The following is a 23,711-nucleotide window of genomic DNA, read 5'->3' as shown; positions in this document are numbered from 1 at the left end:
GCGGTGCGCCGTCACCGACGCGAAGGCGTTGATGGACATACGTTTCTGTTCGGACTATCGGACGGGACCGTGATCGACGGGAGTCGCGGTGGCAATAGTGCACGCTGGCTCAATCACGCCTGCGCCCCGAACTGCGAGACCATCGAGGATCAGGGACGGATTTTCATTCATACGCTGCGGGCAATCGAGCCGGGCGAAGAACTGTTCATTGAATATCTACTGGCGATTGACGATCCTGCGAATAAAGAGGTTCGGGCCCAGTACGCCTGCCGGTGTGCGGCATCGGGCTGCCGTCAGTCGATGCTGGCGGACGCAGCGTGAACGGCTGGCTGTGCCGGTAAGAGAGGGCAGCGCTGCTCCCGTGGAAAACGACCTCGTTGCGAGGCGGCCGAACGATGGCATTGTCCGGATCGGCGTGGATGTGGTTGTCCATCCCGATGTGCTGAAGCCACCCTTGCCAAAGGGAGATGCCTCCGACGGTGCTGCTGGAGCAAACACGAAGAAACAGATGTCGCTGGATCTCGACGATTTGTGGTGACGTCGGCGCCAGCGCGTATCGTCGACAGATACAGGGGAGCGGCCTTATGAAGAAGCGGAAGTTCGCACGGAAAGGGGCGGGTGAAGTGAGTCTGCCTGAACTGCTGGACCGGCTTGAACGGACATTGACCGAGATGCCAGCCCGCATTTCGGTCTGTAGAGCGCTGTCGGATCTGAACCGGCGACTCGGCTCGACCAACGGGAAAGCTGCTGCGCGGACCGGTCGAACCACGCCCTCGCGACGTCGACGCCAATCCGCTGTCGAATCCCTGCCACTTTTTTCTTAATCGTCGCTGGATCGGCCGACCTTTCGATCTCTGGGAATAACCCGGGACCATTCACCGGCCTCCGCGAATCGTTAGAGCAAGTCTCCTGCATCGGACCGAGTTCGGCCAGTTTGAGACACTGGCAGAGTCGGCGTTGTAGCGGAGAACGGCCGTTCACTCCGCGCTCCCCCTTTCGCAGTTCACCCTACCTATTCAATGATCTAGAAGTGCCTTTCCGGCACGCACATTGGACCAAGGTCCAATGGCGGCCTTTACACCAGACTCATAGCCTATGGGTTGGGGCGTGCAAATCCATGCGGATCCCATGTCCCGTCGCTGCGCAAGCGCCGTGGAACAAGGGCGAGCTGCGCTGGGCGGAAGCAGCGGTGAAGCGGGAGGAAATTTACGCGATCCAGGGCACTGATAAAGCTATTCAGTGAGACCTGCAAGCTCACAAGGGTACGTTTGCTCGTCGTATGCCACGCCACGGGCAAATAGCATTCAGCAGAACCATCTCGGCTGGATCAAGGCAGCGCGCTGGCGCAGGCTGGGATCTTCAAGAATCAATGCGTGGGTAACGGACGGGCACTGTGACCGGCAACGCGATTCGCAAGGCGACCGATGGCATCGCCGATTTCCTTAGACTGGAATCGGCGGGCGGCCTGCTGCTAGTGGCCGCAGCAGCACTCGCGCTGATCTGCAGTAACTCGCCGCTTCGACATGCGTATGACGATCTGCTGAAGATCCCTGTGGAAGTGCGTATTGGATCGTTTGCCGTCGCGAAGCAGCTACTGCTGTGGGTCAACGACGGTTTGATGGCTATCTTCTTCCTCCTCGTCGGGCTGGAGGTCAAGCGTGAGGTGATTGAAGGAGAACTGAGCACTCCCGCACAGGTCGTTCTACCTGTCGTTGCCGGGGTGGGCGGAATGGTAGTGCCAGCACTTATCTATCTCCTGTTTAACCACGGACATGGCGCGACCCTGACTGGCTGGGCCATTCCTACGGCCACGGACATTGCATTTGCGCTCGGCATACTTTCCCTCCTCGGCAACCGGGTACCGGTGTCGCTGAAAATATTTCTAACTGCAGTGGCGATTGCCGACGATCTTGGCGCGATCGTGATCATTGCGCTGTTTTACACCGCAGACCTGTCCATTTCGATGTTACTTTTCGCGGGCGTGGCCATTGCGCTGTTGATCGGCTTGAACCTGCTAAAAATCACGCGAATCGCACCTTATGTTTTTGTCGGCGTGATCTTGTGGGTATTTGTTCTGAAGTCCGGTGTTCATGCAACGCTTGCGGGGGTTGCAGTCGCATTCGCCGTGCCGTTAAAGACAGCGGACGCCCAGGGCCACGCGCCCCTGCACGAGCTCGAGCACAACCTTCATCCCTGGGTGGCCTTCGGTATTTTGCCGATTTTCGCTTTCGCAAACGCCGGTGTCTCGTTCTCCGGCGTTACGATGGCGGCGCTGGCAGAACCCCTGCCGCTTGGCATTGCCGGAGGTCTTTTCATCGGCAAGCTCGTCGGTGTCTGTGGGGCAAGCGCCGTGCTGGTTCGGCTCGGTCTGGCCAGACTTCCTGAAGGAACCAACTGGCTACAACTGGTTGGCGTCGCCGCATTGTGTGGCGTCGGCTTCACCATGAGTCTGTTCATCGGCTCCCTCGCTTTCGACAGCCCCGAATATTTCACGCCCCTGCGGCTGGGCGTCATCGTGGGCTCGACACTGTCGGGCGTGACGGGTTATCTGTTGCTCAGGTTCGCGTCGGGTGACACCAGCGGAAGTCCGTCAGGCAAGGCTAACTAATCGGTCTACCAACCGGAGAGGAACATCGTGAGCCTCGACACCCTGGAAACGCTGATGGCCGCGTCGCTCGTACTTCTGCTCGGGAGGTGGATCCTCGCCCGGACACCCATACTGCGGGCTTACAGTATCCCCGAACCGGTAGTCGGCGGACTACTTGTCGCGCTGCTGGTTTTTGCGCTGCGCAGCGCCTTGAAAATCGACGTGCGTTTCGACACTGCGCTTCAAGTGCCGCTGATGCTCACGTTCTTCGCTACCATCGGTCTTAACGCAGATATCGCGGGGCTGAAAGCTGGCGGGCGGGCGCTGATTGTCTTTCTGGGCGCAGTGGTCGGGCTGCTTGTGATGCAGAATGTGCTCGGCATCGGCCTCGCCTGGGCGTTGGGGCAAGAGCGCATTCTCGGCCTGCTCGGGGCGTCCGTCACCCTGTCAGGCGGGCATGGCACGGGTGCCGCATGGGCCAAGGTGTTTGCAGAACGTCACGGGCTCGCATCGGCAACAGAGATCGCGATTGCCTGCGCCACGTTCGGCTTGATACTCGGAGGATTGATTGGCGGTCCGGTCGCGCGTTTCCTCATCACGCACTATGGCCTTGCTCCCAACCCCGAATCGAATTCCGCAGGCACGACCGGCTTCGAGCAGCCCAAAGCGGTGCGCCCGATCACCGCGGATGCAGTCATCGAGACAGTGGCGCTCATTGCCGTTTGCCTCGCGGTCGGCTCGGCGCTCGCGTCCTGGTTGAACGGCACGGCGTTCGAGTTGCCCGCGTTCGTGTGTGTATTGTTCGTTGGCGTCGTTCTTCGCAACGGGCTTGCTGTGCGCGGCTGGTATCAGGTCTTCGAGGACGCAACAGCGCTGCTCGGCAATATAAGCCTCGGACTCTTTCTGGCGATCGCACTGATGAGCTTGCGCCTGGGGGACCTGGCCACGCTTGCGCTACCCCTTCTCGCAATCCTGATAGTCCAGGCGATGGCCATGGCCGGCTACGCAATCTTTGTCACCTTTCGGATCATGGGGCGGAATTACGATGCGGCGGTGCTGGCAGCGGGGCACTGCGGTTTCGGCCTCGGGGCTACGCCAACTGCCATCGCGAACATGCAAGCCATTACGGGGCGATTCGGCCCCTCCCATCTGGCCTTCCTGATCGTACCGATGGTGGGAGCGTTCTTCATTGACATCGCGAATGCGATCGTGATCAAGTTGTTCCTGCTGTTGCCAATTTACGGGTAGAGATGGCGCCATTGGCCATCCCCGCGAACTATGTGCTGGCAATTCAACCAATCAAACGGTCTGGATTCCCTGCGCCATGTCCATTTTCAGACCAGGAATTCGACGACCCCACCGTTTAGGTGGTACATCGCTCCAACAATTTTTACTTTTCCATCCTTCTCCATCGGGGCCAGCACGTTACTGCCATTTCGTATTGCGTCGATCGTGCGTCGAACATTGGTTTTCGCCACCGCATCGACAAATTCATAATTCTTACTGCTTCTGTCACCAGAGTATTGCGTCTCATCCACAGCCGGTCTGATCTTGGCCAGGAGACCCGTCAGGTTTCCCAGTTCAACGTGATCAATGGCGCCCTTGATTGCCCCGCATCCTGTGTGCCCCATAACCAATATAACTTTAGCGCCGGCCGCCGCACAAGCAAACTCCAGGCTTCCAATGAGATCCTCATTAGCGATATTGCCCGCAATACGCGCGTTAAAAGTATCTCCAATTTTCGTGTCAAGGACGATCTCGGCCGGAGCCCGGGAGTCAATGCAACTCAAGATCACCGCCGCCGGATATTGCCCGCCGGCAGTAGCTCTCTTTTGCGTCAAATAATCGTGAGGCAGCATTTTCCCCAAACGGAAACGTCGATTTCCCTGCTTCAGGTCCTCGATAATCTGGTCCGGTGTCAACTTGTCTCGCTCAGACTTCGATAGCGCCGCCGCGTAAGCCGATTCAACGCCCCCCATGCTTCCCGCCAGCCCAACGGCTGCGACGCTCAGGGCAGTCTTCAGTACGGTACGTCTTCCAACGCTGTTAGAGGACTCCGCCGGACAACAGTCAGTTTTCTGGTGCATTTCATTCTCCGCAAACAACCGCAAAACGATCATTGCCATCGGCATCACGGACGCTGTCGTGCGTCATTGGGCGATTATCTTCGCGGCCGCTCCCTGACGGGCGACAGCAGATCGCCATGCCACCTGCTCCGCAGCGTGTGGAATAGCCCTAAACGGATGGTATTTGCACTGAGGCTCCTAGGCTATTGGACTTTGGTCCCATGGAGGGACGAGCAAAGCTATGGAAACCGACCGTTCCATACACTGCGCAATTGGCCTAAAGTTCAATTGCCGGAAGCAGTAGGTCCGACAATACTTTACTGGATGCGCAATCAGGCAGGGTTTGGCCGTTGTGGGGGTGAGGCGATGTCTGAGAATCGGTATGAGGCGACGTCTGACGGTTCGAAATCGGACGACAGGCTGGGCAACAAGCCATACGGGAAGGAACTGGCCCAGCTTCACGTTGAAATGGTCAAGCTCGAGGAGTAGGTCGTGCACCATCACGATGATCATAAGCTAACCTGATTTCATAAGGGAGATAATGATCATGCAAGACGCACACATGCTGTTGCCCGACGCGCTGGTAGTGCTCGCGATCGCGATCGCCTCCCGGGTGGGAGACTTCTGCTCCGAAGCAACGAACCGGCGTCTTGCTTACCTCATCGCGCTCCTGTCGTCGACCGCGGCGGGCGTGTGGTTCGCGATCCAGTCATTCGATTCGCACCAGTACTATTTCTTCTCGCGGATGATCGTGATCGATTCATTCGCCAGCGTGATGAAGGCGGTCGTGTCGCTCGGCTTCGCTGTCTCGCTGGTCTATTCGCGTAGATACCTCGAAGATCGCGGCCTGTTCCGCGACGACGTGTTCCTGCTCGGCATGTTCTCGCTGCTCGGCCAGTTGATCATGATCTCGGGCAACCACTTCCTGATGCTGTACCTCGGTCTCGAACTGATGTCGCTATCGCTGTACGCAATGATCGCGTTGCGCCGCGACGTCGCGCAATCGAGCGAAGCGGCGATGAAATACTACGTGCTTGGCGCACTGGCTACGGGTTTCCTGCTGTACGGCATCTCGATGCTCTACGGCGCGACGGGCTCGCTCGAACTGAGCGAGGTACTGAAGGCGGTTGCTTCGGGCCGCATCAACGATGCCGTGCTGCTGTTTGGCGTGGTTTTCATCGTCGCAGGCGTTGCATTCAAGATGGGCGCGGCGCCGTTCCATATGTGGGTGCCGGACGTCTATCAGGGTGCGCCGACCGCAATGACGCTCTTCGTCGGCGGCGGTCCGAAGGTCGCGGCGTTCGCGTGGGGCCTGCGCTTCCTCGTGATGGGTCTGCTGCCGCTTGCCGTTGACTGGCAGGAAATGCTCGTGCTTCTCGCGGCGCTATCGATGATCGTCGGCAACATCACGGGTATCGTCCAGCGCAACATCAAGCGGATGCTGGCTTATTCGGCGATTTCGAACATGGGCTTCGTGCTGCTCGGTCTGCTGGCGGGCGTTGTCGACGGCAAGGCCGGTGGCGCGGCCAGCGCGTACGGTTCGGCGATGTTCTACAGCATCGTGTATCTGGTTACGACAACAGGTACGTTCGGCATGATTATGCTGCTCGCACGTCGCGATTTCGAAGCCGAGACGCTCGACGACTTCAAGGGTCTCAACCAGCGCAGCCCGGTCTTCGCGTTCGTGATGATGGTGATGATGTTCTCGCTCGCGGGCATTCCGCCGACGGTTGGCTTCTACGCGAAGCTCGCCGTGCTCGAAGCGACGGTGAACGCAGGTCTGACGTGGCTCGCGGTGCTGGCCGTGATGACGTCGCTGGTCGGCGCGTTCTACTACCTGCGCATCGTCAAGCTGATGTACTTCGACGCGCCCCAGGACACGACGCCGATCTCGGCCGGCGCCGGCAACCGCACGCTGCTTGCGCTGAACGGAGTGGCTGTGCTGGTGCTTGGCATCGTTCCGGGTCCGCTGATGACGGCCTGCCTGCAGGCTATCTCGCACACACTGCCGCTGTAATATCCGCAGCAGGCTGGTTTACCCGGACGCTTATGATAGAAATTCACGCGTACCTTGTTCATCCCCCTATCCCGGCCGGGATGTATCCTCTAGACAGCGCGTCGCGGTTGCAGCGAACACGCGAGCATGGAAAGTGCGTTCAGCGATTTCGGGCGCGACGCCCGGAGTAGTAGCGGTGATGACATGAAGCGTATTTATGCAGTGATTGTGTTGTGCAGTGCGTTGGCAGCATGCATATCGGCGGGTGTCGACGTCAAACCAGAGCAGCTGTCGAGCTTCAAGCAAGGTGTGACTGGCCTTGACGAGGTTGTCGCCGTGCTTGGATCTCCAACGGCACAGACCACGCTAAGCGATGGATCGACCGTGCTGATCTATTCATTCGTCACATCGAGGCCTCGTCCCGAAAGCTTTATCCCGCTCATCGGTCCGCTCTTCGGCGGGGCCGACACGCAATCTTCGACAGTCGTGTTCGAGTTCGACGAATATGGCGTTCTCACGAGTCAGCGCAGGACGACATCGAGCGGTGCACAGGGATTGAGTGCGAAGACGCCCGGCACGCTGCCGCAATCGGATGAGCCTGGTCAAACGAAATAGCTTGAGCCCGGCCTGTCCGCGAATGCGAGAGATCTGGCGCTCGGCAAGATCAGAAGGCTCGCTATGACAGGTAATCCATTGATTAGCGAGAGGCTGTAGCATCCGCTGCAGTTCCGTCCTCCGTGCGCGGTACCGCGTCGTGCGCCGGCAGCGCCGGGAGTGCGGACTTGAGATGCACATCGCGCTGCGGGAACGGAATTTCAACTCCCGCCTGCCGCAACTCACGTTCGATCGCTGTGAGCACATCGTGGGTGGCGGGAATCCGTCGATTCACGCCCTCGACAAAGAAACGCGCCTCAAAATCGAGTGAACTGTCACCGAAAGCGAGGAAGAATACGCTGGGGGCGGGATTCGTCAGGACAGAGGGCACGGAGAGCACGGCTTTCAGGATCGATTCGCACGCAGCCGCGGTGTCGGATCCATAGGCGACGCCGACCTTCAGCACGACCCGCGTAATGTGATCGCTCAGCGTCCAGTTGGTGACTCGCTCCGTGATCACGGTCTTGTTCGGTATCACCACTTCCTTGCGATCGAAGTCGGTCACTGTCGTGGCACGCGCCTGCACACGGGTCACGACGCCGGTCACGTCTGCGACGGTCACGGTATCGCCGACGCGGATCGGCCGCTCGAACAATATGATCAAACCGGAGACGAAATTTGCGAAGATTTCCTGCAGGCCGAAGCCGAGGCCTACGCCCATGGCCGCGACCAGCCATTGAATCCGGGACCAGTTGCCGCCCAGCACACTAAACACCGTCATCACCGCTCCACCCACAATGACGTAGCGGGCCACGGTTCTGATGGCATAGCGGCTGCCGCCCGAGAGCCGTGCCCGATCTGGGAACGCGATATCAAGGAAGCCGCCGATGTTTTTGACCGCAACGACTGCGATAAATCCAATCGTCAGGGCGAGCATCACGCCCCCGAGGGTGACGGTGCGCTCCACCGTTTGCCCCTCCTCGACATCGGCATAGGTCCAGAGAGAAATCTCGTTTAGCAGGCTCAGACCCGGCAATGCTCCGTGCCAGACCACCAGCACGGCAACCACCAGAAGTATCGCGGACAACGCACGCAACAACCGCGTCGCCTGGGCTCCGATCGAGGCCAGGTCGGGGCGGTCCAGGTTCTTGCGCGCCCCGTCGATGAGGACGTCTGCCTCCCGATCCATGCCCTGTGTCCGCGCGCGCTCAAGCTGGTTGCGCCGGTCGCGCAACCAGCGCGCCGTCAGAGTATGGAACAGCGCGATCGCTGCCGCAGCGAGGCCACTGATCAGCGTGAGCCGACCGAAGACCTGCGCAGCGTTGTAAAAGCCAGCCGCTGACAGTACCGCAAGGGACAGCGGCACCACACAGGCGAACACGTAGGCAGCATATTTCATGACCACATTCCGGTCCTCCGCGCCTGCACCGAAATACCGCGAGAGAACCGGGCCACCCGGCCGAAAGGTCACGCCGATTACTCCGGCGAACACGATGAGCGCCAGCATATGGGTTAGGCGCCCCAGTGAGGCCCGTACGATGAGATCGTCATACTGGGATGCGGCTCGGTTGACGAAGCCTAGCGGCACCACGAGGAACGTGAACACGCGTGACGCGCGGCGCAACGCGCGCACGGATTGCGCCTCGAGTCCGAAATGCAGTTGGGCAATGCCATCAGGACGAAACAGCCTTGAGAAGAACAGCCCTATGAGTACCCCCCACGCCGTTGGGTCGAGCCCCTCGCCGACAGCATTGGCAAATTCTGAAGCCGTCGACGAGGCGACGATCAGGTTGCCGACCGTCCAGATGGCCAGCGGCAGCGGCACAACGACGAGCAGGGTTGTGCCAAGGGCCTGTACTGTGGCGGTGACGTCGGGGTCGCCCTCTGCTCCCTTGCGCTCAGACAGGTGCCGCAGACGCGCAAGCAGACGCTTGCGCGTCGCCAGGATGGCGAACACGGCGCCAAACAGGACAAGCACCTGCAGCAAGCGTTGCTTCGCCTGATCCTCGATGGTTTCACCCACCTCGCGCCAGCCCGTTGGCGAGGCTAGCCACAACAGCGTCTGCGGCAAATCGCTGAAGGACCGTTCGGACAGGGGAGCCACAGGCACCCAGAACAGCGCCTTGTCGATCAGGCTGCGATAGTCTTGCGCGATGCTCAGGAGCTGGTCCTCGGCGGCGACGAGTTCATCCAGTGTGTTCAGGTAGGTTCGCTGCGAAGTCGAAAGCCGATCGAGCAGTTCCCTGCGATCCGCGATCAGCACTAACGCTTCGCCGCGCACGGCCGCCAGTTCTGCCGGGCGCGTGCGCGCAGCCTCTTTGCGCATGACGGCGTCGAGCTCCTCGTCCGGGTTCGCGAGGCGACGTTGTTCGCGCTCGACCTGGAACGCAGCCGCAGCGATTGACTCAGCGGCGCGCGCCCGTTCGCCGCGCGCGCGACGGAACTGTTCCGCTTCAGGCAGCGCGGCAGCGCGCTCCGCGAGCACCCGGGCCATTGATTCCGTGAGCTTGCTGCGCGCGAGGCCGAGGCGCGCGCGCTGAAAATCAACCGCCAGCTGTTCCGCCTCCGCCGTGCGCCGATCGCGAGCCTGCCGCAGCGACTCGATTTCTTTCGCCGTCCCGGCAAGCTGCGCCGAGCTTTGGACATTGGCCGCCGCCAACCGATTCAAGGTGGGACTGCGGTCCACCAACTGTCGTTGGCGCTCGGAGGCATCCTCCTCGGCTCGCCGGGCGTCATCTACGCGACGCTGATCGACGAGCGCCACCAGCCGCTTCAGGTCAGCATCGTCGCGCTGCAATTGCGTCCGAATCACTTCCCGCCGCAGTTGCGTCAAACGGGCCAATAGAGGTTGCGCATCGATGCGGCTGCGCAAGGCGTCAGCCTGAGCTTCACGAACCAGCAGCGCAGCCCGCCTGGACTGTATCTCCGTCATTGTGAGCAAGGTCTGACGTGATGCACCTGAGGCCGTCTGGATCTCTTCGCGCAACCGCTCCAGACCGGCTTGCGCCTCGCGCTGCGTGTTGCGCAGCTCCGCGGGCTCCGTGTCGACACGTTCGATTTCGAGGTCGAGCATCGCGAGTTCGGCGCGCGCTGCGGCCTGGCGAGTTTCGGCCTGGACCCGCGCCTGCTCCAGTTCGTTGAGTGTGCTGCCGGCACGCGAAGGGCCGGCAATCGCCTGGTCTGATTCAGCGCGCAGTTTTTCCAGTGTCCGCTCCAGGTCACGAATCTGGTCCGGCGCATCGCGCATTAACTGACGATAGGTCTCCGCCTGGGCACGCAGTTCGGGAACACGCTCCATATCCGCGAGCGTTGCGCGGGATAGTTCCGCGATGCGTGCCTTGGTGGGCACATCGACGTCCTTGCGGACCTCTGCTTCCCGGGCCGTGCGCCGCACCTGTTCGACGGTCAGGTCAGTGTTCGAACGAACAACGGGAGGTTCCGCCAGCGCGACTACAACCGTCATGGCTGCTCCGACCAGCAAAAGCCGCGCGATGGTCAGGGGACGAACCAGACGGATTTTGTCCGGACTACTGTCGACGGAAACCACCACCGCCACCCCTTGCGCCGCCCGCGCCGTTGGCCCTCCGGTCGAAACCGCCTCCCGATTGCGCGTAGCGTTGACTCTGGGTCGCACCTCTCTGACGATTCTGCATGTCGTTGTTCAGCTCTCCAAAGGAGGGCTGTGCGCTGGTCCGGTTGATTCCACCCGCAGCATTTTGAGGCTGGGCAGCGGCCCTGCTCGGCGGTGCTGGCGTGCCGCGCTGCTGCTGAAAGTTCTGGGCGCTTTGCTGAGTGGTCCGGGGATTCGCCGGCTGGGTTCCCGCGGGGCGTTGCTGCTGATAGCTCTGGGCGCTTCGCTGAGTGGTTCCGGCCTTACCGGACTGAGCCGCTGCGGAGCGCTGCTGCTGATAGTTCTGCGCGTTTTGCTGAGTCGCGCCGGTATTCGTCGCGGGGGGCATGCGCTGGGACTGCGCGGCTTGCGCTTTTTGCGGCGACGACTGCGGGCTGGGTTTGTTCACATTGGACCAGGAACCGTTATCGTACTTCTGCCAGCTCCCACCGGTGTTCTTGTACACATTGCCATCACGCCCGGCGTAAAGGTCGCCATTTGCGGTCTTACCGGCTACGGCACGGCCGTTGGCGGTGCTTCCAGCAACCGCCTTGCCGCCTGCCGAATTCTGATAAGTCCCGACCGTGCCCTTCGCTGTGGTGGTGTGCTGCGTCGCCGCCCACTGGTTCCCCTTCGTCACGACAGAGCTTCCCCACTGGCCGTACGCGTTCGATCCCTGACGGGTAGCGGCATAAGCGCCGGTGTAGGGGTTATAGGCCTGCGCGACACTCGCGCTGCCGTACTTCCCGGAAGCCGTGGCGCCGCGCGCGTATGTACCGGTATAGGGATTGTACGAGGCGCCCCACTGCGCGCTACCCGCCGGGCCGTAGGCACTGCCGCGTACGCCGCGCGCGCCTGTATAGGGGTTGTAGGTCGGGTATCCATACGGCGCGGGACGCGGATAGTAGATGGGATACGGCCCGTAGCCCACGCGGACATAGGGCGGATAGTAGTAGCCGTTGCCTTGCGCAACGATCGCGCCGACGGCGGCGCCTGCGATAAACATGCCGAGATATCCAGCGGTATAACTAGCCTGGATAGACCCGCCCGGCACGACCTGTTGTGTCACGTAAGTGACGTTATAAACGGGCGATGCCGGCGGGATCGTATAGATCACCTGAGGCACTGAACTGCTGGTTTGCCAGGGGCCGGCCGGCGACGGCGAATCGAACCATACGCCCCGCGAACAAAGGTAGTAGTGGTTCTGTACCTTGATGATCTTGTCGGGGGTGTTGGTTGCGTAGGCGAGTGGGGTGCCTTCGATCGGTGCGAAATTCGGCTCGCCGCTGTATGCGACCTTGATCTCAGCCGCTGCCGCAGCAGGGTTGACTTCAACCGTGGTCGGAATCTGGGCGAGCAGCACCGCGTCCTTGGCCTCCGGCGTGCCCGGTACGGAAGCGAGGACTCGCGAGGCAGCGCTGTCGCGAGGAATGTTGGCGAAATCGGCCGGTAGCTGGTTCGTTGCAAACGTCCATGGCCCACTGGGGTTGGGCGACGAAAACCAGCGGCCTGCCGTCAGATAATAGTAGGTCTTGGTCGGCGTGTAGACGAACACATCGCTATCGGTATTCTTCGCAAACACCAGTCCTGTGCCGGGGATTGCGGTGTAAACCGGTTGGCCGTCGAACACGATCAGCTCGGCCGGCGTACTGCTGAAGAAGACCGCCGGCGGCTTCGCCGAGTTCTTCGCAGACGGCGGAATGAAGGGCTTCAGGTCCGTCCAGGTGGGGTCGGCGGGAATCTTCGTCATCTTGGCTGGGAGCGTCTTCGTTTCCGCCCAGCCGGTTTTCAGGTCGGTCGACGTCATCCACGACTGACCGGTGAACAGGTAGTACTGGTGGGCGGCATTGTCGACGAACAGCGGCCAACTGGCGTTGACGACGAATGAGACATCTGAATTCTGGATCGGCGCGGGCACCGGGTCGCCATCCACAAACAGCAGTATCGCCGGCCCGAAACTGACAAAGATGGTCGGTGGATCGCTCTTGATGGCTACGACGGGTGCTGCCTGTTTTTTGTCGATGCTCGCCACCAGCCGATCCATCGACAAGGTTAACGACGCCTGCGGATTGAGAAATTTTCGCACTGCTTGATCCAGCTTCTGGCTCGTTGCCTGGTCCGCACCGGGGAAAGCGGTACCGGTAATTTGCGGACTGCTTAGAAGTACGTTGCGGCTGTCGATATCCACATCAGTGTGCATTTGCAACGTGATCACGCCCACCTGTGGTTTGCCGCCGCGCGGGGTGATCATAATCGCCATTCGACCGGTCAGTTCCCTGAAGTCTTTCCAGTCGTCGATCTGTGGCTGGTAATAGGTGAGGGTCGCGTCCTCCTGGACCATTTCACGCGGCCAACCAGGGTCTTGTGTCGCGGCGCGGATCGGCTGCATGGCCGACAACGCGAGTGCCAGCGCCAACATTCGGATGGGCAGTCTGGAAGTCACGATGCTTTGCTCCTGTCCGCCTCACGGCACTTCCGCAGCGCGACCCGTGCCAGGGACGGAAGGCGAATGAGCAGACACGGGGTACGGATGCTGGCGGCCGGGTCGCTGTTGCCGCCAGTGGTGCAGCTAAAAAGATAGGTTCACTACAGCGCGCATGCAATTGGACCTTGGTCCAATTGCATGCAGCCGCGCAGCGAGCAAGATGCGCAACAGTGAGCGTAATACCAGAATCGGAGGATTGCAGGGTGAACCACCTCGCCGTTGCGTTGATTGTGTTCGTATGCGTTGTCGGCAGCGCGCTGCTGGGTTCGTATCTGCGCGTCGTGCTGCCGCAACACCACCTTAGCGATGAATCGATCAGTGTTGTCAAACTGGCGACCGGTCTGGTCGCTACCATGGCCGCGTTAGTGCTTGGCCTGCTGATCTCGTCGGCGAAAGCCTCGTTCGACACGACAAATAGCGAAGTTGTACATAGTGCCGTTGACATCGTGCGCCTTGATCGCGTCCTGGCCCGATATGGACCGGAAACGCAGGAGATTCGCGGCTTGCTTAAACGTATCACTGCCGTGTCGATCGAGGTGCTCGCTTCCGGCGATCCGTCGCAGTTGGCGGGAATGAGCGGGCCCGATGCAGTGGAAAGGGGAGAGGACTTCCAGCGCAAGGTGGAGGAACTCTCGCCGCACAACGCCGTGCAAGGTCAATTGCAGGCACACGCCCTCCAGATCGTCGATGAAGTGTTTGCCGCGCGCTGGCTGGCGCTACTCCAGCAGAAGGGCTCGATCCCCGTGCCGCTGCTGGTGGTTCTGGTGTCCTGGCTAGCCATTCTCTTCGGCACGTTTGGTTTGTTCGCGCCTCGCAACGGTACGACCATGACAGCGCTAGCCATGTGTGCACTGTCGACTGCCGGCGCGATCTTTATGATTTTGGAAATGAACACGCCTCTCAATGGGATAGTCAGAATCTCGCCTGAGCCCATGCGCGCAGCGCTCGCCATTCTTGGCCAGTAGCCGCTCGATCGCGCGGGCGTTGGCTCTGCTAGTCCCGCACTCAGGCACGATCAGCGATTGAACCAGCGGTATTGGAGCGCGACCGAGACGGTCTGGAAATTGCCGCCGACGCGTGTTATCAGCCCACGCGACCACGCGAGCTTTGCGGACCACTTTTCGGTAAGCGGCACCGACAGCGTGACGCCGTAGCGCACACTGCGCTGGAGGTCCTGATCCTGGGCGCCGTTCACGCTTGTCCGGCCGCCCGTGAAATACGTCGCGTCCGCGGCGAGCCAAAGCCCGGGGCGCCAGGTGTAGCCGCCATGCAACTGGAATTCGGGTATCGGATCCTGGCTGCGCCTGCGTCCGCCGAAAAAATCGTTGTTGTCTGTGAAGAACCACGCGCCCGCTGCGCCCTCCACGAACCAGTTGCCAATCGGCTGGGACAATCCGATTTCTGGTTTGAACGACCATCGGTTCGACCCCACGTTGATCAGGCGGGACGGCACGTACTGCCCTGTCGGTGCCACGACGCTCACACTGACACCGAGGACCGTGGAGGGTTTGCGCCGCGCGAATTCCTCCGGTGTGAGCGCCGGATCGCCCAGCAGATTCAGAGCGACCCTGAACCGCACGTCGCCCAGTCCTGATCGATAGGCATGCTCCGGCCTACCCTCGACGTCGCCAGTCACATTCGCACTGGCGTACGGGACCGACACCGCAACGCTTGCGGTATGACCAGCGACGCCGAAGCTGTGCGAATAGCCGAATGCATACGTGTTGATTTTGGCCTGCACATTGGCAATCGGCAACGAAGGGTCGACCGAGAAGCCGCCGCTCGATCGTGCATAGTCGAACACCACGAAATTCGTGCCGACAGGCGCAGCCGAATAGGCGCGTGGTTCCATTTCCTGGGCACTTGCCAACGCGGACCAGAGCAAAGCAACACCGACACGCACCGGCCGAAAGCGCCGCGCAGCGCGCGTTGCCGAACGGATCTCAGCCTTGCAACCCGATGTGACTGTGTGATTCGAGTCGATCGATGGTTTCGGCATTGTCGTGACGTTCGTCTCTGATTGGTGTATGAGAAGGCTGGATCATCGTTGCTCGCAATAGGACCAAGGTCCAATGTGCATTCGACCGCATGCGACTAATCTGGAAGATGCGCCAGTCCGGTCGCGTCGTTCCTGGGAGAGAGCCATGACGAGTTCTGTACGCACATTCGCGGTTCTGCTTACGTTGGCGTGCGCCGTGCTGTCTTCGAGTGCGTTCGCGGAGTGCGCCACTAACGCGCGCGGCGAGACCGCTTGCGGCAACGGACAGACGGCCGGCGGCTATAACCCGAATACGGGTAACGCGTGGAAGGCCCAAAAGAATCAGAACGGCGTCACGACGACCCAGACGAGCAAGGGCGGAGAGGCCAAGACAAAGAACGGGAAGGGCGTGTATAAGAGCCCGAGTGGGAAGACATGCTATCGGAGCGCCAACAGTCAGGGATGCAATTGAATGCATGAAGCTAGTAGCCGTTTGCGCGCGCGGTGCTACTGTGGCTTTCCTCGCGCGCAGCTAATCCAGTCGATAACAGGCCGCCGACAGATCGTAGGCTTTTCGGCGACCCGGACCTTTATTCGGCGAGGTAGTCGTGCACCACGGTGCCAAGGCCAAGTGTGAGGTCTGACAGGATGTGCACGCCGGATATCACTTCAATGACAGGCAGCGACGCAACGGGCGCGAGTGCGTGGTTGAACAGTTCAAGCGCGGCAGGACCTTCCCATGCTCCCTTCACCGTGATGTCCTCGCAGAAATAGCGCACCAGTTCGCAGATGCGTGGCGAGCCATCCACGTGTGGAATGATCTTGAGCAGAAAATTGGGCGCGGACAGCGACGCGAGGATCTGGTCGTGCGGTAGCGCGCGATGCTTGTAACCCATCGTCGCAAGTGCGATCGGCACCGGGCCGTATCTCAGGATGCCGCCAATGGTGTCCTTTTCGACTCGCAACTCAGGTGACGCGAGCTTCTTGGGGAATCCCCATATTTCGCGGCCGCCGGCGATCGGCGGTTCGTCGTCGAGAAACATGGCGTGGACGTAGCTGCCTCGCTGGCCCCGAAAACTGACCGGAATCACCTGGCCGCTTTCCGTGTAGTCACCAAAGCCCGTTGAATCGGGCATCCGGATGAATTCGAATTTTACGAGCGGCTCGGTCATTTCGAGGGGAGCCGGAATGACCTCGGCCAGGGCGTCAGGATCGGTCCGGTAGGTAATGATCAGGAACTCGCGATCGACAAATCGATAAGGGCCGGGCGGATACGCCGGACTGGTGAGCGGCATGGCAAACGCGCGCTCCTTTACGTCGGCTTCGGTCATGTTGCATGCTCCTTATGTCGGCTGCGATAGCCCGACGTGTTACTTGGTCAGGTCGTAGATGCGCACGCCATTACCCAGATCGGTAGCATGGCGCCATTGCGGGTTGGAGATCGCCCTGCGGGCGTCGCTGTACCCAAAGTCCCACAATTCCATCACGGTCGCGCGTGAGAATTCGTAATCCTTAAAGCTTGACGAACGCGTGTTGTGCCGGTTGATGAAATGGACAAGGGCGACGGCGCCTCGCGTGCTGATAGCGTCAAGCTTCTGAACGTCGGGGTCCGTTCGAAGCTCGGGTGGCAGCTTGTCGAGCAGCCGGTGCAGCGAGTTGCGAAGTTCTTCGATTTCGCTGACTCGGTCCGTATTGACGCGTGTCTTGCTCGAGTACTGGATGTCCTTCATGCGCTCCTGCACTTCCCTGATGGATTTCGGCAGTTCGCCTGCGCCGCTGAATACGTCGACCTGCAAGATCAACGCGCTCATCCTGTAGTCCTCGTCCAGCACGTACCAAAGCGGCGAATTGCATGCGATACCGCCGTCCCAATACCATTGTCCGTCTATATGAACAGCGGGAAAACCCGGAGGCAGTGCTCCGCTTGCCATCACATGCTCTGGACCGATCTGTGTCTTGTTATTGTCAAAATAGACCGAGTTGCCGGTGCTGACGTTGACGGCGCCCAGCGAAAGGCGGACCGCCTTCCGGTTGATCAGATCGAAGTCGACCAGTTCTTCAAGAGACGCCTTGAGCGGGCCGGTGTCGTAAAGGCTCAGCGCATCGAAGTTTCCCTGAGGCGAAGCAAAAGGCGCCGGTAGACGCGGCGAAAAAAATCCCGGCACACCAAAAGCGACTGAGGATGCCGCACTCATGAAGTTGAATAGTGGGCGGACTGGATCGAGCGACAGGGGTGGCACAAATGGAGCATGCGCCGATACGCGCTCCCAGAACTGCCGCAGTCGCGCGACACGCTGCTCAGGCGGGTTGCCCGCGATCAGTGCGGCATTGATCGCGCCAATCGACACGCCAGCGATCCAGTCGGGCGAAACCCCCGCTTCGGCGAGGCCGGCATGAACGCCGGCCTGGTATGCCCCGAGCGCGCCACCGCCCTGCAGGACCATGACGGTATGGTCGAACTTGCCCCAGCTTGTGGTCGGATTTGATGGTTCAGCCTGGTGTGCTTTTGCCATGACTACCCCACAAGTGAAGAAATGTTTGCGCAAGCGTTGCCGCTTCGTCGTGCTACGACCACCCCCATGGTATTTTTCTCGCAAGTTCTGTTTCATTTAGGTGTTGCTTTACGGATACATTGAGAATTCCTTAAGAATTGCGTCGGCTGCGAATCCCTAAGCGAGTCGGCTATTACGTCATTAAAACTACATACACTGCCGCGTGCTGGCAATTGGACTTTGGTCCCATCCAGCAGTCATCCACAACACAGGCATTCAGGTCAAAACATAGATGAATGTGCCGTGCGTTATTTACTATTGTCCGACCGCAGACTAGGATTAATTGACCGTTTTGTTCTATCCGACCGCGGAAGTTCTAACTGAACCCTTTTAGGGGCGCGCGGTGCCCGATTCTGCTGCTAGTCAATCACTGAATAAATAGAAGGATGATGCGCTGTCATGGCGACGACCCGGCAGACCGCCCGTGAGGCAGGCCGGGGCCGCCCAGTCACGAGGGAATCATGATTCTGCATGCCCAGGCCACTTCGCAAGATCTGGTTGCGGCAACCGGCTTCCGGATTATGGCGCATTGCATCTCGTCGAAATCCAGAGTGAATTCTTTCAGCACTTCTCCCGGTACCAGCCTTTGAGATGGAGTCTGGCGATGAGCATCGTCATGCCCGTGATTGTCGTGCTGGAAACGACCCTCATTCTGTGGTTGCTGGTGGTGTTGGCGCGACGCCAGGGGGGGGCGGCATCGATTGCCAGTATTAAACCGCCAGGTAGTTCTGCGCACGCAGAGCGCGTTCTGCTGAGCCTGGATGCGATGTTTGCACGCATTGCGAGAACGGTGGTCCAGGCGGGCTCTTTCCGCTCGTTGGCGAAAACAAGTCCGTCAGGCGGCACCGGTGTGGAGGCATCTCGCGGCGCGGGAGTTTCTGGTGTGACGGAAGCCGGCCAACGTGGGCCGCGCGCAGGGCATCCATCTACAGATGAACCTGGCGCGGCTGCTTCCGCGAGGGTGGTTCGCCGGGAAGCTTGTACGAGTGACGGACGATCGACGGACATACCGCATGCCCAGGCAGCCGCTCCGGAACGCAAGAGCGGCGAGATGTGTTTTCGCGAAGCGCTTGTATTATTCCCGTTTGCGATTCTGATGCTGGGTGAGCGTGGCCGCATGGTCATGGTCAATCCGCAGGCTGCGAAGCTGTTTGGATACGAATGCAGCGAAATGATCGACAGACCTGTCGAGCTGCTGGTGCCTGACCTGCGTTTCGAAAGCAACGCACCCTTCTGGACGGACCGGTTCGCGTTACCCGACCTGCGCGGCGCGGCGCCTTTGCAGGAACTGTCCGCACGGCGCAAGGACGGCGTGGTGTTTCCCGTGGAAATCGGGTTGAATGCGTTTCGCTTCGACGACGATTGCGTGACGCTCGCTTTTGTCATCGACAGGACAGATCGCTATGAGCTGCACCGCAACCGTCAGGAGCTCGCGCATCTGACGCGCGTCTCCACCATGGGGCAACTCGCCTCCTCGCTCGCCCACGAGCTGAATCAGCCGCTCACTGCGATTCTGAGCAATGTGCAGGCCGCACAACGCTTCATGACCGCCGACTCCATCGATCTGGCGGAATTGCGGGAAATCCTCAATGACATTGTTCAGGATGACTATCGCGCCAGCGAAGTGATTCGGCGCATCCGCGCGATCGTCAAGAAAGGCGATCTTGAAGTCGCGCCGCTCAATCTCGCGGGGGTGGTCCGCGACGTGGTTCTGCTGGTGCACAGTGACGCGATCGTGCGAGGCACGCGTTTGATGCTCTACATCGACGAGACACTGCCGCCCGTGCGCGGCGACAGGGTGCAATTGCAGCAGGTCATGCTCAATCTTCTGCTCAACGCATTCGACGCGATGAACGATGTGCCGCCCGTTGACCGGATGGTAGTGGTAACGGTCAAGCCTCAGGGTAGTGACATGGTGTGCATTGCGGTTCGCGACAACGGGCAGGGACTGACAGCGGACAAGCTGGATAAGATATTCAAGCCCTTCTTCACATCAAAACCCCAGGGGCTCGGTTTGGGATTGTCGATCAGCCGCTCCATCATCGACATGCACCGCGGGCGACTCTGGGCCGAAAACAACACCGATCGAGGCGCGACGTTTTATGTCACGCTGCCCGCGAATGCTGCGACGCCGGACGACGAGTCGCGATAAAGGCCATGACACATTCTGATCTGCTGGTATTCGTCGTCGACGACGATTCAGTGTGCCGCGCGTTGGCACGTCTGATCCAGTTCGCTGGCTATCGGGTAGAGACATTCGGTTCGGCCCGCGCATTCCTGGACAGGATCCGCGCCGAAACCCGTCCTGCGTGTCGGAAGGCTGACACCTCGCGAGCGGCAAGTGATGGCGCTCGTCGTGAGTGGCCGTCTGAACAAGCAGGTCGCCGGCGAACTGGGCACGGTCGAAAAGACGATCAAGGCTCATCGCGCGCGGGTGATGGCGAAAATGGAAGTCTCGTCGCTGGCCGAACTGGTCCGCGTCGCCGAGAAGGCCGGCCTCGGCACTGCCGCCGAACCACACGCGTCGCACTAGGCCACATTCCGGCGCGAACGGCGGACGGTGCGGGCGGATTTTTCGCGCTCTAGCACCTACTCGGGACCAAGGTCCAATAGCGGCAAACCTGCCTGACTCGTAGTCTGTCGTATGGAGGAGTGCACTTGCGCGCGCACTTCCGGACACCGGACTACGTTCAATGGGAAAACTCAAACCATTCGTTGTTGTCGTCGATGACGATGAATCGGTGAGCCGAGCGATCAAGAGACTGTTGCGCTCAATCGGAATCGCCGCCGAAACGTTCGCAAGCGGCGACGCGTTCCTCGAGGTCCTGTCGTCGATGCCGTCATATCACCCTGACTGCGTCATTCTCGACGTGCAGATGCCAGGGTTGAACGGGCTGGAAGTCCAGCGGCGCCTGGCCGGCACTGGCATACCTGTCATTTTCATCACCGCCCACGACGATATCGGCGTGCGCGAGCACGCGCTCGCGGCCGGCGCGGTCGCTTATTTGCGCAAGCCGTTCAACGACGAACTGTTCGTCAAGACGGTACGCGCTGCCCTTGAAGGCGATCAGCCACCGTAGCGCAAGCCCATGCGTTTGCGTATTCAGGCGATATGGGACCAAAGGCCAATTGTTTTAACGGGACGCAAACACCACTATTCACGTTGCCCGCGAAGAATTTGAGGCGGAAACGCATTTCATACCGTGGTGTCAATTTCAGAATGGAGCACGCATCATGATCAAGTACCTTCGACTAATTCTCGCGGCCCCCCTCTTTCTGTTCGCCGTGGCGTGTTCGACGAACCCGACTGTTGCCAATGGTGGGGACCCCGAGATGGACGCGCAAGCACGTGAGGCACTGCAGCAACTATTCGACAGCACTCCGAAGGCGAAGGATCTCCAATACCAGGCTAAAGCCGTCGTCGTGTTTCCGAGCATCGTCAAGGCTGGGTTGTTAGTCGGTGCGCAAGGTGGAAAGGGCGTGATGTTTAGCCCGGATGGCAGGATCCTCGGGTATTACAGAGTGCGCGGGCTCTCATACGGGATGCAAGCAGGCGCACAAACCTTTTCGGAGGCGATGTTTCTCATGACCGATTCGGCAATCACTGAGCTTACGAGTGGCACCGGATTGTCCGTTGGTGTGGGACCGAGCGTCGTGGTGGTGGATGCAGGGATGGCGAGGTCGATGACAACTACGACAATGAAATCAGATGTCTATGCGTTCATTTTTGGCCAGCAGGGTTTGATGGCTGGTCTGGGCGTTCAGGGGCAGAGAATTGTTAAGTTTGAATAGTGAAGTGCGCAATATCCCCGTGCGGTTATGGCCACCGATGCTCTAACCCGAATCACCTCGGTAATGCACGCCGCGCCGGACGCGCGATCGGGAAACCTGCTCGGCAGAGCCGGGAAATCGCTCGCGCGTTGCGCGGACATTGACCGCCGGTAGCCAGTAAGCAGGTCGACCGCAGATCATTGAGGGCCTCAAGCCATGCAACGAATGCAGCAATTCGCAATTGGTCTGGTGGTATGGGTGCTGACGTTCGCGGCCGCCGCGCAGCAGCCCATCATCTATCCGGCCAAGGGGCAGAGCGCGCAGAAGCAAGACACGGATACCGCCGAGTGTCAGCTATGGGCGAAGCAGACGACCGGCGTCGATCCGGTCGCGATTGCACAGCAATCCGGACAGCCGGGCGCTGCACCAAAGCAAGGCGGAGCGGTCAAGGGCGCAGCCGGCGGCGCCGCCCTGGGCGCGGCAGTGGGTGCAATCGCCGGTAATGCCGGTAAGGGCGCCGCGATCGGAGCGGTCACCGGAACAGCGGCTGGCGGCATGCGCCAGCGCCGCGCCAACCAGGCGGAGGCCGCGCAGCAGCAGGCGGGACAGCAACAGACGTCACAGCAGATGGCGACCTTCAACCGTGCAGTGGCGGCTTGCATGACCGGCCGCGGCTACACGGTTCAGTAGACATCGATCGGGACGGGAGAGTCAGCCATGAGCAGGAACCGCCTAGGTCTCGCGATTGCCGGGCTCGCCGCGCTTGCGCTGTGCGCCGCCTGCCACAAAGCCGCTACGCTGCCGGCCGCCGGCGCGATCGAGGTCACCGTGATGCCGGTGACGCAGCGCGACACGCCCGTCGATTTCGAATACACCGCACAAACCCAGAGTTCACGCGAAGTCGAGATTCGTGCGCGCGTGGACGGTTTTCTCGACAAGCGTCTCTATACCGAAGGGCAATTGGTTCACGCCGGACAAACCCTCTTCCAGATGGACGCGAAGCCTTTTGACGCGGCGTTGCAAACTGCTAGAGGCCAGCTCGCACAGCAGCAGGCGCGTCTAACCGTCGCAAAGGCGAATCTCGCGCGCGTGATTCCGCTCGCCGCACAAAACGCGTTGAGCCAGAAGGATCTCGACGATGCGACCGGCAATGAAAAGCAGGCGGAAGCTGCGGTGATCGCAGCACAAGGACAGGTCCAAACCGCTCAGTTGAATCTCAGCTACACGACTATCAAGTCGCCGCTCACCGGTTTGTCCAGTTTCGCGAGGCAACAGGACGGCAGCTTTGTCACCGCCTCGGCTTCGGGCTTGCTGACCTATGTCTATCAACTCGATCCGATGTGGGTCAACTTCAGCGTTTCGGAAAACGAGTTGTTGAAGTTCCGCGAAGAGATCACGGCAGGCCGTTTGCGGTTTCCGGCCAATGACGACTTTGAAGTCACGGTGATCATGGCGGACGGCACCGAGTTTCCTAACCACGGTCATATCAGTTTCGCCAATCCCGCCTTCAGCACCGAGACCGGCACGTTCCTCGTGCGGGCGTCTTTCGCAAATGAGAAAGGCCAGTTGCGTCCCGGCCAGTTCGTGCGGGCCCGCGTGTCCGGCGCTTCCCGGCCGAAGGCGATCCTGGTGCCGCAACGTGCGGTCTTGCAGGGAGCGAAAAGCCACTTCGTGTGGGTTGTCGATAACGACTCCAAGGCCCATCAACGTGTCGTGGAAGTGGGCGAATGGCATGGCGACGACTGGTTCATCACCGATGGGTTGCAGCCGGGTGAGCGGGTGGTGGTGGACGGTGCAATCCGTGTGGCCGCCGATGTGCCGCTGAAAATCGTCGCGGCGCCGGCCGCGCATGCGGCGGCCAACGTGCCGGGAGGCGGGGGGAGTAGTTCGACGGGACATCCGTCCGACACGACCGCCGCGCAGTAGGGGACACGCGACATGAACATCTCCCGTTACTGCATCGACCGCCCGATTTTTGCGTCGGTGATTTCGATTGTCATCACGCTCGGCGGCGCGGTGGCGATGTTCAACTTGCCGATCGCGCAGTATCCGGATGTCACCCCACCGCAGAT

Annotated in this window: 21 protein-coding genes; 15 read left to right on the top strand and 6 right to left on the bottom strand. The window is 60.4% G+C overall.

Going from position 1 to position 23,711, the window contains the following annotated elements:
• From P3T25_RS46220 to gltS, 4 genes are all read left to right on the top strand, one after another.
• A partial coding sequence (locus tag P3T25_RS46220) for an SET domain-containing protein (protein ID WP_429364265.1) occupies nt 1-321 on the top strand: 321 nt, incomplete at its 5' end.
• Between the two features lie 40 nt (nt 322-361).
• Nucleotides 362-538 carry a hypothetical protein gene (locus tag P3T25_RS46215; RefSeq protein WP_171926670.1) on the top strand — a complete coding sequence of 59 codons (177 nt, stop codon included), beginning with the start codon at nt 362-364 and terminating at the stop codon, nt 536-538.
• A gap of 855 nt (nt 539-1,393) precedes the next feature.
• The gene (nhaA, locus tag P3T25_RS46210) at nt 1,394-2,608 is read left to right on the top strand and encodes a Na+/H+ antiporter NhaA (protein WP_429364262.1); all 1,215 of its coding nucleotides are present in this window, start codon (nt 1,394-1,396) and stop codon (nt 2,606-2,608) included.
• Between the two features lie 27 nt (nt 2,609-2,635).
• Nucleotides 2,636-3,835 carry a sodium/glutamate symporter gene (gene gltS / locus P3T25_RS46205; RefSeq protein WP_372342743.1) on the top strand — a complete coding sequence of 400 codons (1,200 nt, stop codon included), beginning with the start codon at nt 2,636-2,638 and terminating at the stop codon, nt 3,833-3,835.
• Between the two features lie 86 nt (nt 3,836-3,921).
• Here gltS and P3T25_RS46200 read toward each other — a convergent pair whose 3' ends face one another.
• Complete coding sequence (locus P3T25_RS46200) at nt 3,922-4,674, bottom strand: carbonic anhydrase family protein (RefSeq protein WP_154566545.1); 753 nt, start codon at nt 4,672-4,674, stop codon at nt 3,922-3,924.
• 526 nt (nt 4,675-5,200) lie between these two features.
• Between P3T25_RS46200 and nuoN the strand changes: the two genes are divergently transcribed.
• Both nuoN and P3T25_RS46190 read left to right on the top strand, forming a co-directional pair.
• A complete protein-coding gene (gene nuoN, locus P3T25_RS46195) occupies nt 5,201-6,670 on the top strand; it encodes an NADH-quinone oxidoreductase subunit NuoN (RefSeq protein WP_266240230.1) in 1,470 nt (489 codons plus the stop codon).
• A gap of 183 nt (nt 6,671-6,853) precedes the next feature.
• On the top strand, nt 6,854-7,264 hold the full coding sequence (locus tag P3T25_RS46190; RefSeq protein WP_154566543.1) for a hypothetical protein: 411 nt from the start codon (nt 6,854-6,856) through the stop codon (nt 7,262-7,264).
• A gap of 82 nt (nt 7,265-7,346) precedes the next feature.
• Here the strand turns inward: P3T25_RS46190 and P3T25_RS46185 are convergent, their stop codons facing one another.
• Both P3T25_RS46185 and P3T25_RS46180 read right to left on the bottom strand, forming a co-directional pair.
• Nucleotides 7,347-10,799, bottom strand: a complete 3,453-nt coding sequence (locus P3T25_RS46185; RefSeq protein WP_429364259.1) for a mechanosensitive ion channel domain-containing protein — start codon at nt 10,797-10,799, stop codon at nt 7,347-7,349.
• Complete coding sequence (locus P3T25_RS46180) at nt 10,771-13,296, bottom strand: hypothetical protein (protein ID WP_266240232.1); 2,526 nt, start codon at nt 13,294-13,296, stop codon at nt 10,771-10,773. The genes P3T25_RS46185 and P3T25_RS46180 overlap by 29 nt, the downstream gene beginning before the upstream one ends.
• Nucleotides 13,297-13,541: 245 nt before the next feature.
• On the opposite strand from P3T25_RS46180, the gene P3T25_RS46175 reads away from it, so the two are divergent.
• The gene (locus tag P3T25_RS46175; RefSeq protein WP_266240233.1) at nt 13,542-14,303 is read left to right on the top strand and encodes a hypothetical protein; all 762 of its coding nucleotides are present in this window, start codon (nt 13,542-13,544) and stop codon (nt 14,301-14,303) included.
• 50 nt (nt 14,304-14,353) lie between these two features.
• On the opposite strand, the gene P3T25_RS46170 is transcribed toward P3T25_RS46175, so the two are convergent.
• Nucleotides 14,354-15,337 (bottom strand): transporter, encoded by a 984-nt coding sequence (locus P3T25_RS46170; protein WP_308112597.1) that lies wholly within the window; start codon nt 15,335-15,337, stop codon nt 14,354-14,356.
• A 145-nt stretch (nt 15,338-15,482) separates the two neighbouring features.
• On the opposite strand from P3T25_RS46170, the gene P3T25_RS46165 reads away from it, so the two are divergent.
• Nucleotides 15,483-15,788 carry a hypothetical protein gene (locus tag P3T25_RS46165; protein WP_266240234.1) on the top strand — a complete coding sequence of 102 codons (306 nt, stop codon included), beginning with the start codon at nt 15,483-15,485 and terminating at the stop codon, nt 15,786-15,788.
• Between the two features lie 118 nt (nt 15,789-15,906).
• On the opposite strand, the gene P3T25_RS46160 is transcribed toward P3T25_RS46165, so the two are convergent.
• Nucleotides 15,907-16,647 carry an acetoacetate decarboxylase gene (locus tag P3T25_RS46160; RefSeq protein ID WP_429364256.1) on the bottom strand — a complete coding sequence of 247 codons (741 nt, stop codon included), beginning with the start codon at nt 16,645-16,647 and terminating at the stop codon, nt 15,907-15,909.
• 39 nt (nt 16,648-16,686) lie between these two features.
• A complete protein-coding gene (locus P3T25_RS46155; protein ID WP_154566536.1) occupies nt 16,687-17,829 on the bottom strand; it encodes a patatin-like phospholipase family protein in 1,143 nt (380 codons plus the stop codon).
• A 643-nt stretch (nt 17,830-18,472) separates the two neighbouring features.
• Between P3T25_RS46155 and P3T25_RS46150 the strand changes: the two genes are divergently transcribed.
• The 7 genes from P3T25_RS46150 to P3T25_RS46120 form a co-directional block, all read left to right on the top strand.
• Entirely contained in the window at nt 18,473-20,020 is a 1,548-nt protein-coding gene (locus P3T25_RS46150; protein ID WP_429364253.1) for a sensor histidine kinase, read from the top strand.
• A gap of 192 nt (nt 20,021-20,212) precedes the next feature.
• Nucleotides 20,213-20,401, top strand: coding sequence for a LuxR C-terminal-related transcriptional regulator (locus tag P3T25_RS46145; protein WP_233468850.1), 189 nt, complete (start codon nt 20,213-20,215; stop codon nt 20,399-20,401).
• A 160-nt stretch (nt 20,402-20,561) separates the two neighbouring features.
• Nucleotides 20,562-20,948 (top strand): response regulator transcription factor, encoded by a 387-nt coding sequence (locus P3T25_RS46140; protein WP_154566534.1) that lies wholly within the window; start codon nt 20,562-20,564, stop codon nt 20,946-20,948.
• Between the two features lie 154 nt (nt 20,949-21,102).
• The gene (locus P3T25_RS46135) at nt 21,103-21,660 is read left to right on the top strand and encodes a YSC84-related protein (protein ID WP_154566533.1); all 558 of its coding nucleotides are present in this window, start codon (nt 21,103-21,105) and stop codon (nt 21,658-21,660) included.
• A 195-nt stretch (nt 21,661-21,855) separates the two neighbouring features.
• Nucleotides 21,856-22,329 carry a YMGG-like glycine zipper-containing protein gene (locus tag P3T25_RS46130; RefSeq protein WP_266240239.1) on the top strand — a complete coding sequence of 158 codons (474 nt, stop codon included), beginning with the start codon at nt 21,856-21,858 and terminating at the stop codon, nt 22,327-22,329.
• A gap of 27 nt (nt 22,330-22,356) precedes the next feature.
• Nucleotides 22,357-23,565 (top strand): efflux RND transporter periplasmic adaptor subunit, encoded by a 1,209-nt coding sequence (locus P3T25_RS46125; protein WP_154566531.1) that lies wholly within the window; start codon nt 22,357-22,359, stop codon nt 23,563-23,565.
• Between the two features lie 12 nt (nt 23,566-23,577).
• Nucleotides 23,578-23,711 (top strand): efflux RND transporter permease subunit (locus P3T25_RS46120; RefSeq protein ID WP_429358714.1); only part of this gene is annotated, 134 nt, incomplete at its 3' end.

Origin of the sequence: Paraburkholderia sp. GAS32 (assembly GCF_050434225.1) — a bacterium.
Classification (GTDB): Bacteria; Pseudomonadota; Gammaproteobacteria; order Burkholderiales; family Burkholderiaceae; genus Paraburkholderia; species Paraburkholderia madseniana.
The sequence above is the reverse complement of the archived record's forward strand: the minus strand, read 5'-3'. Positions and strand labels throughout refer to the sequence as shown.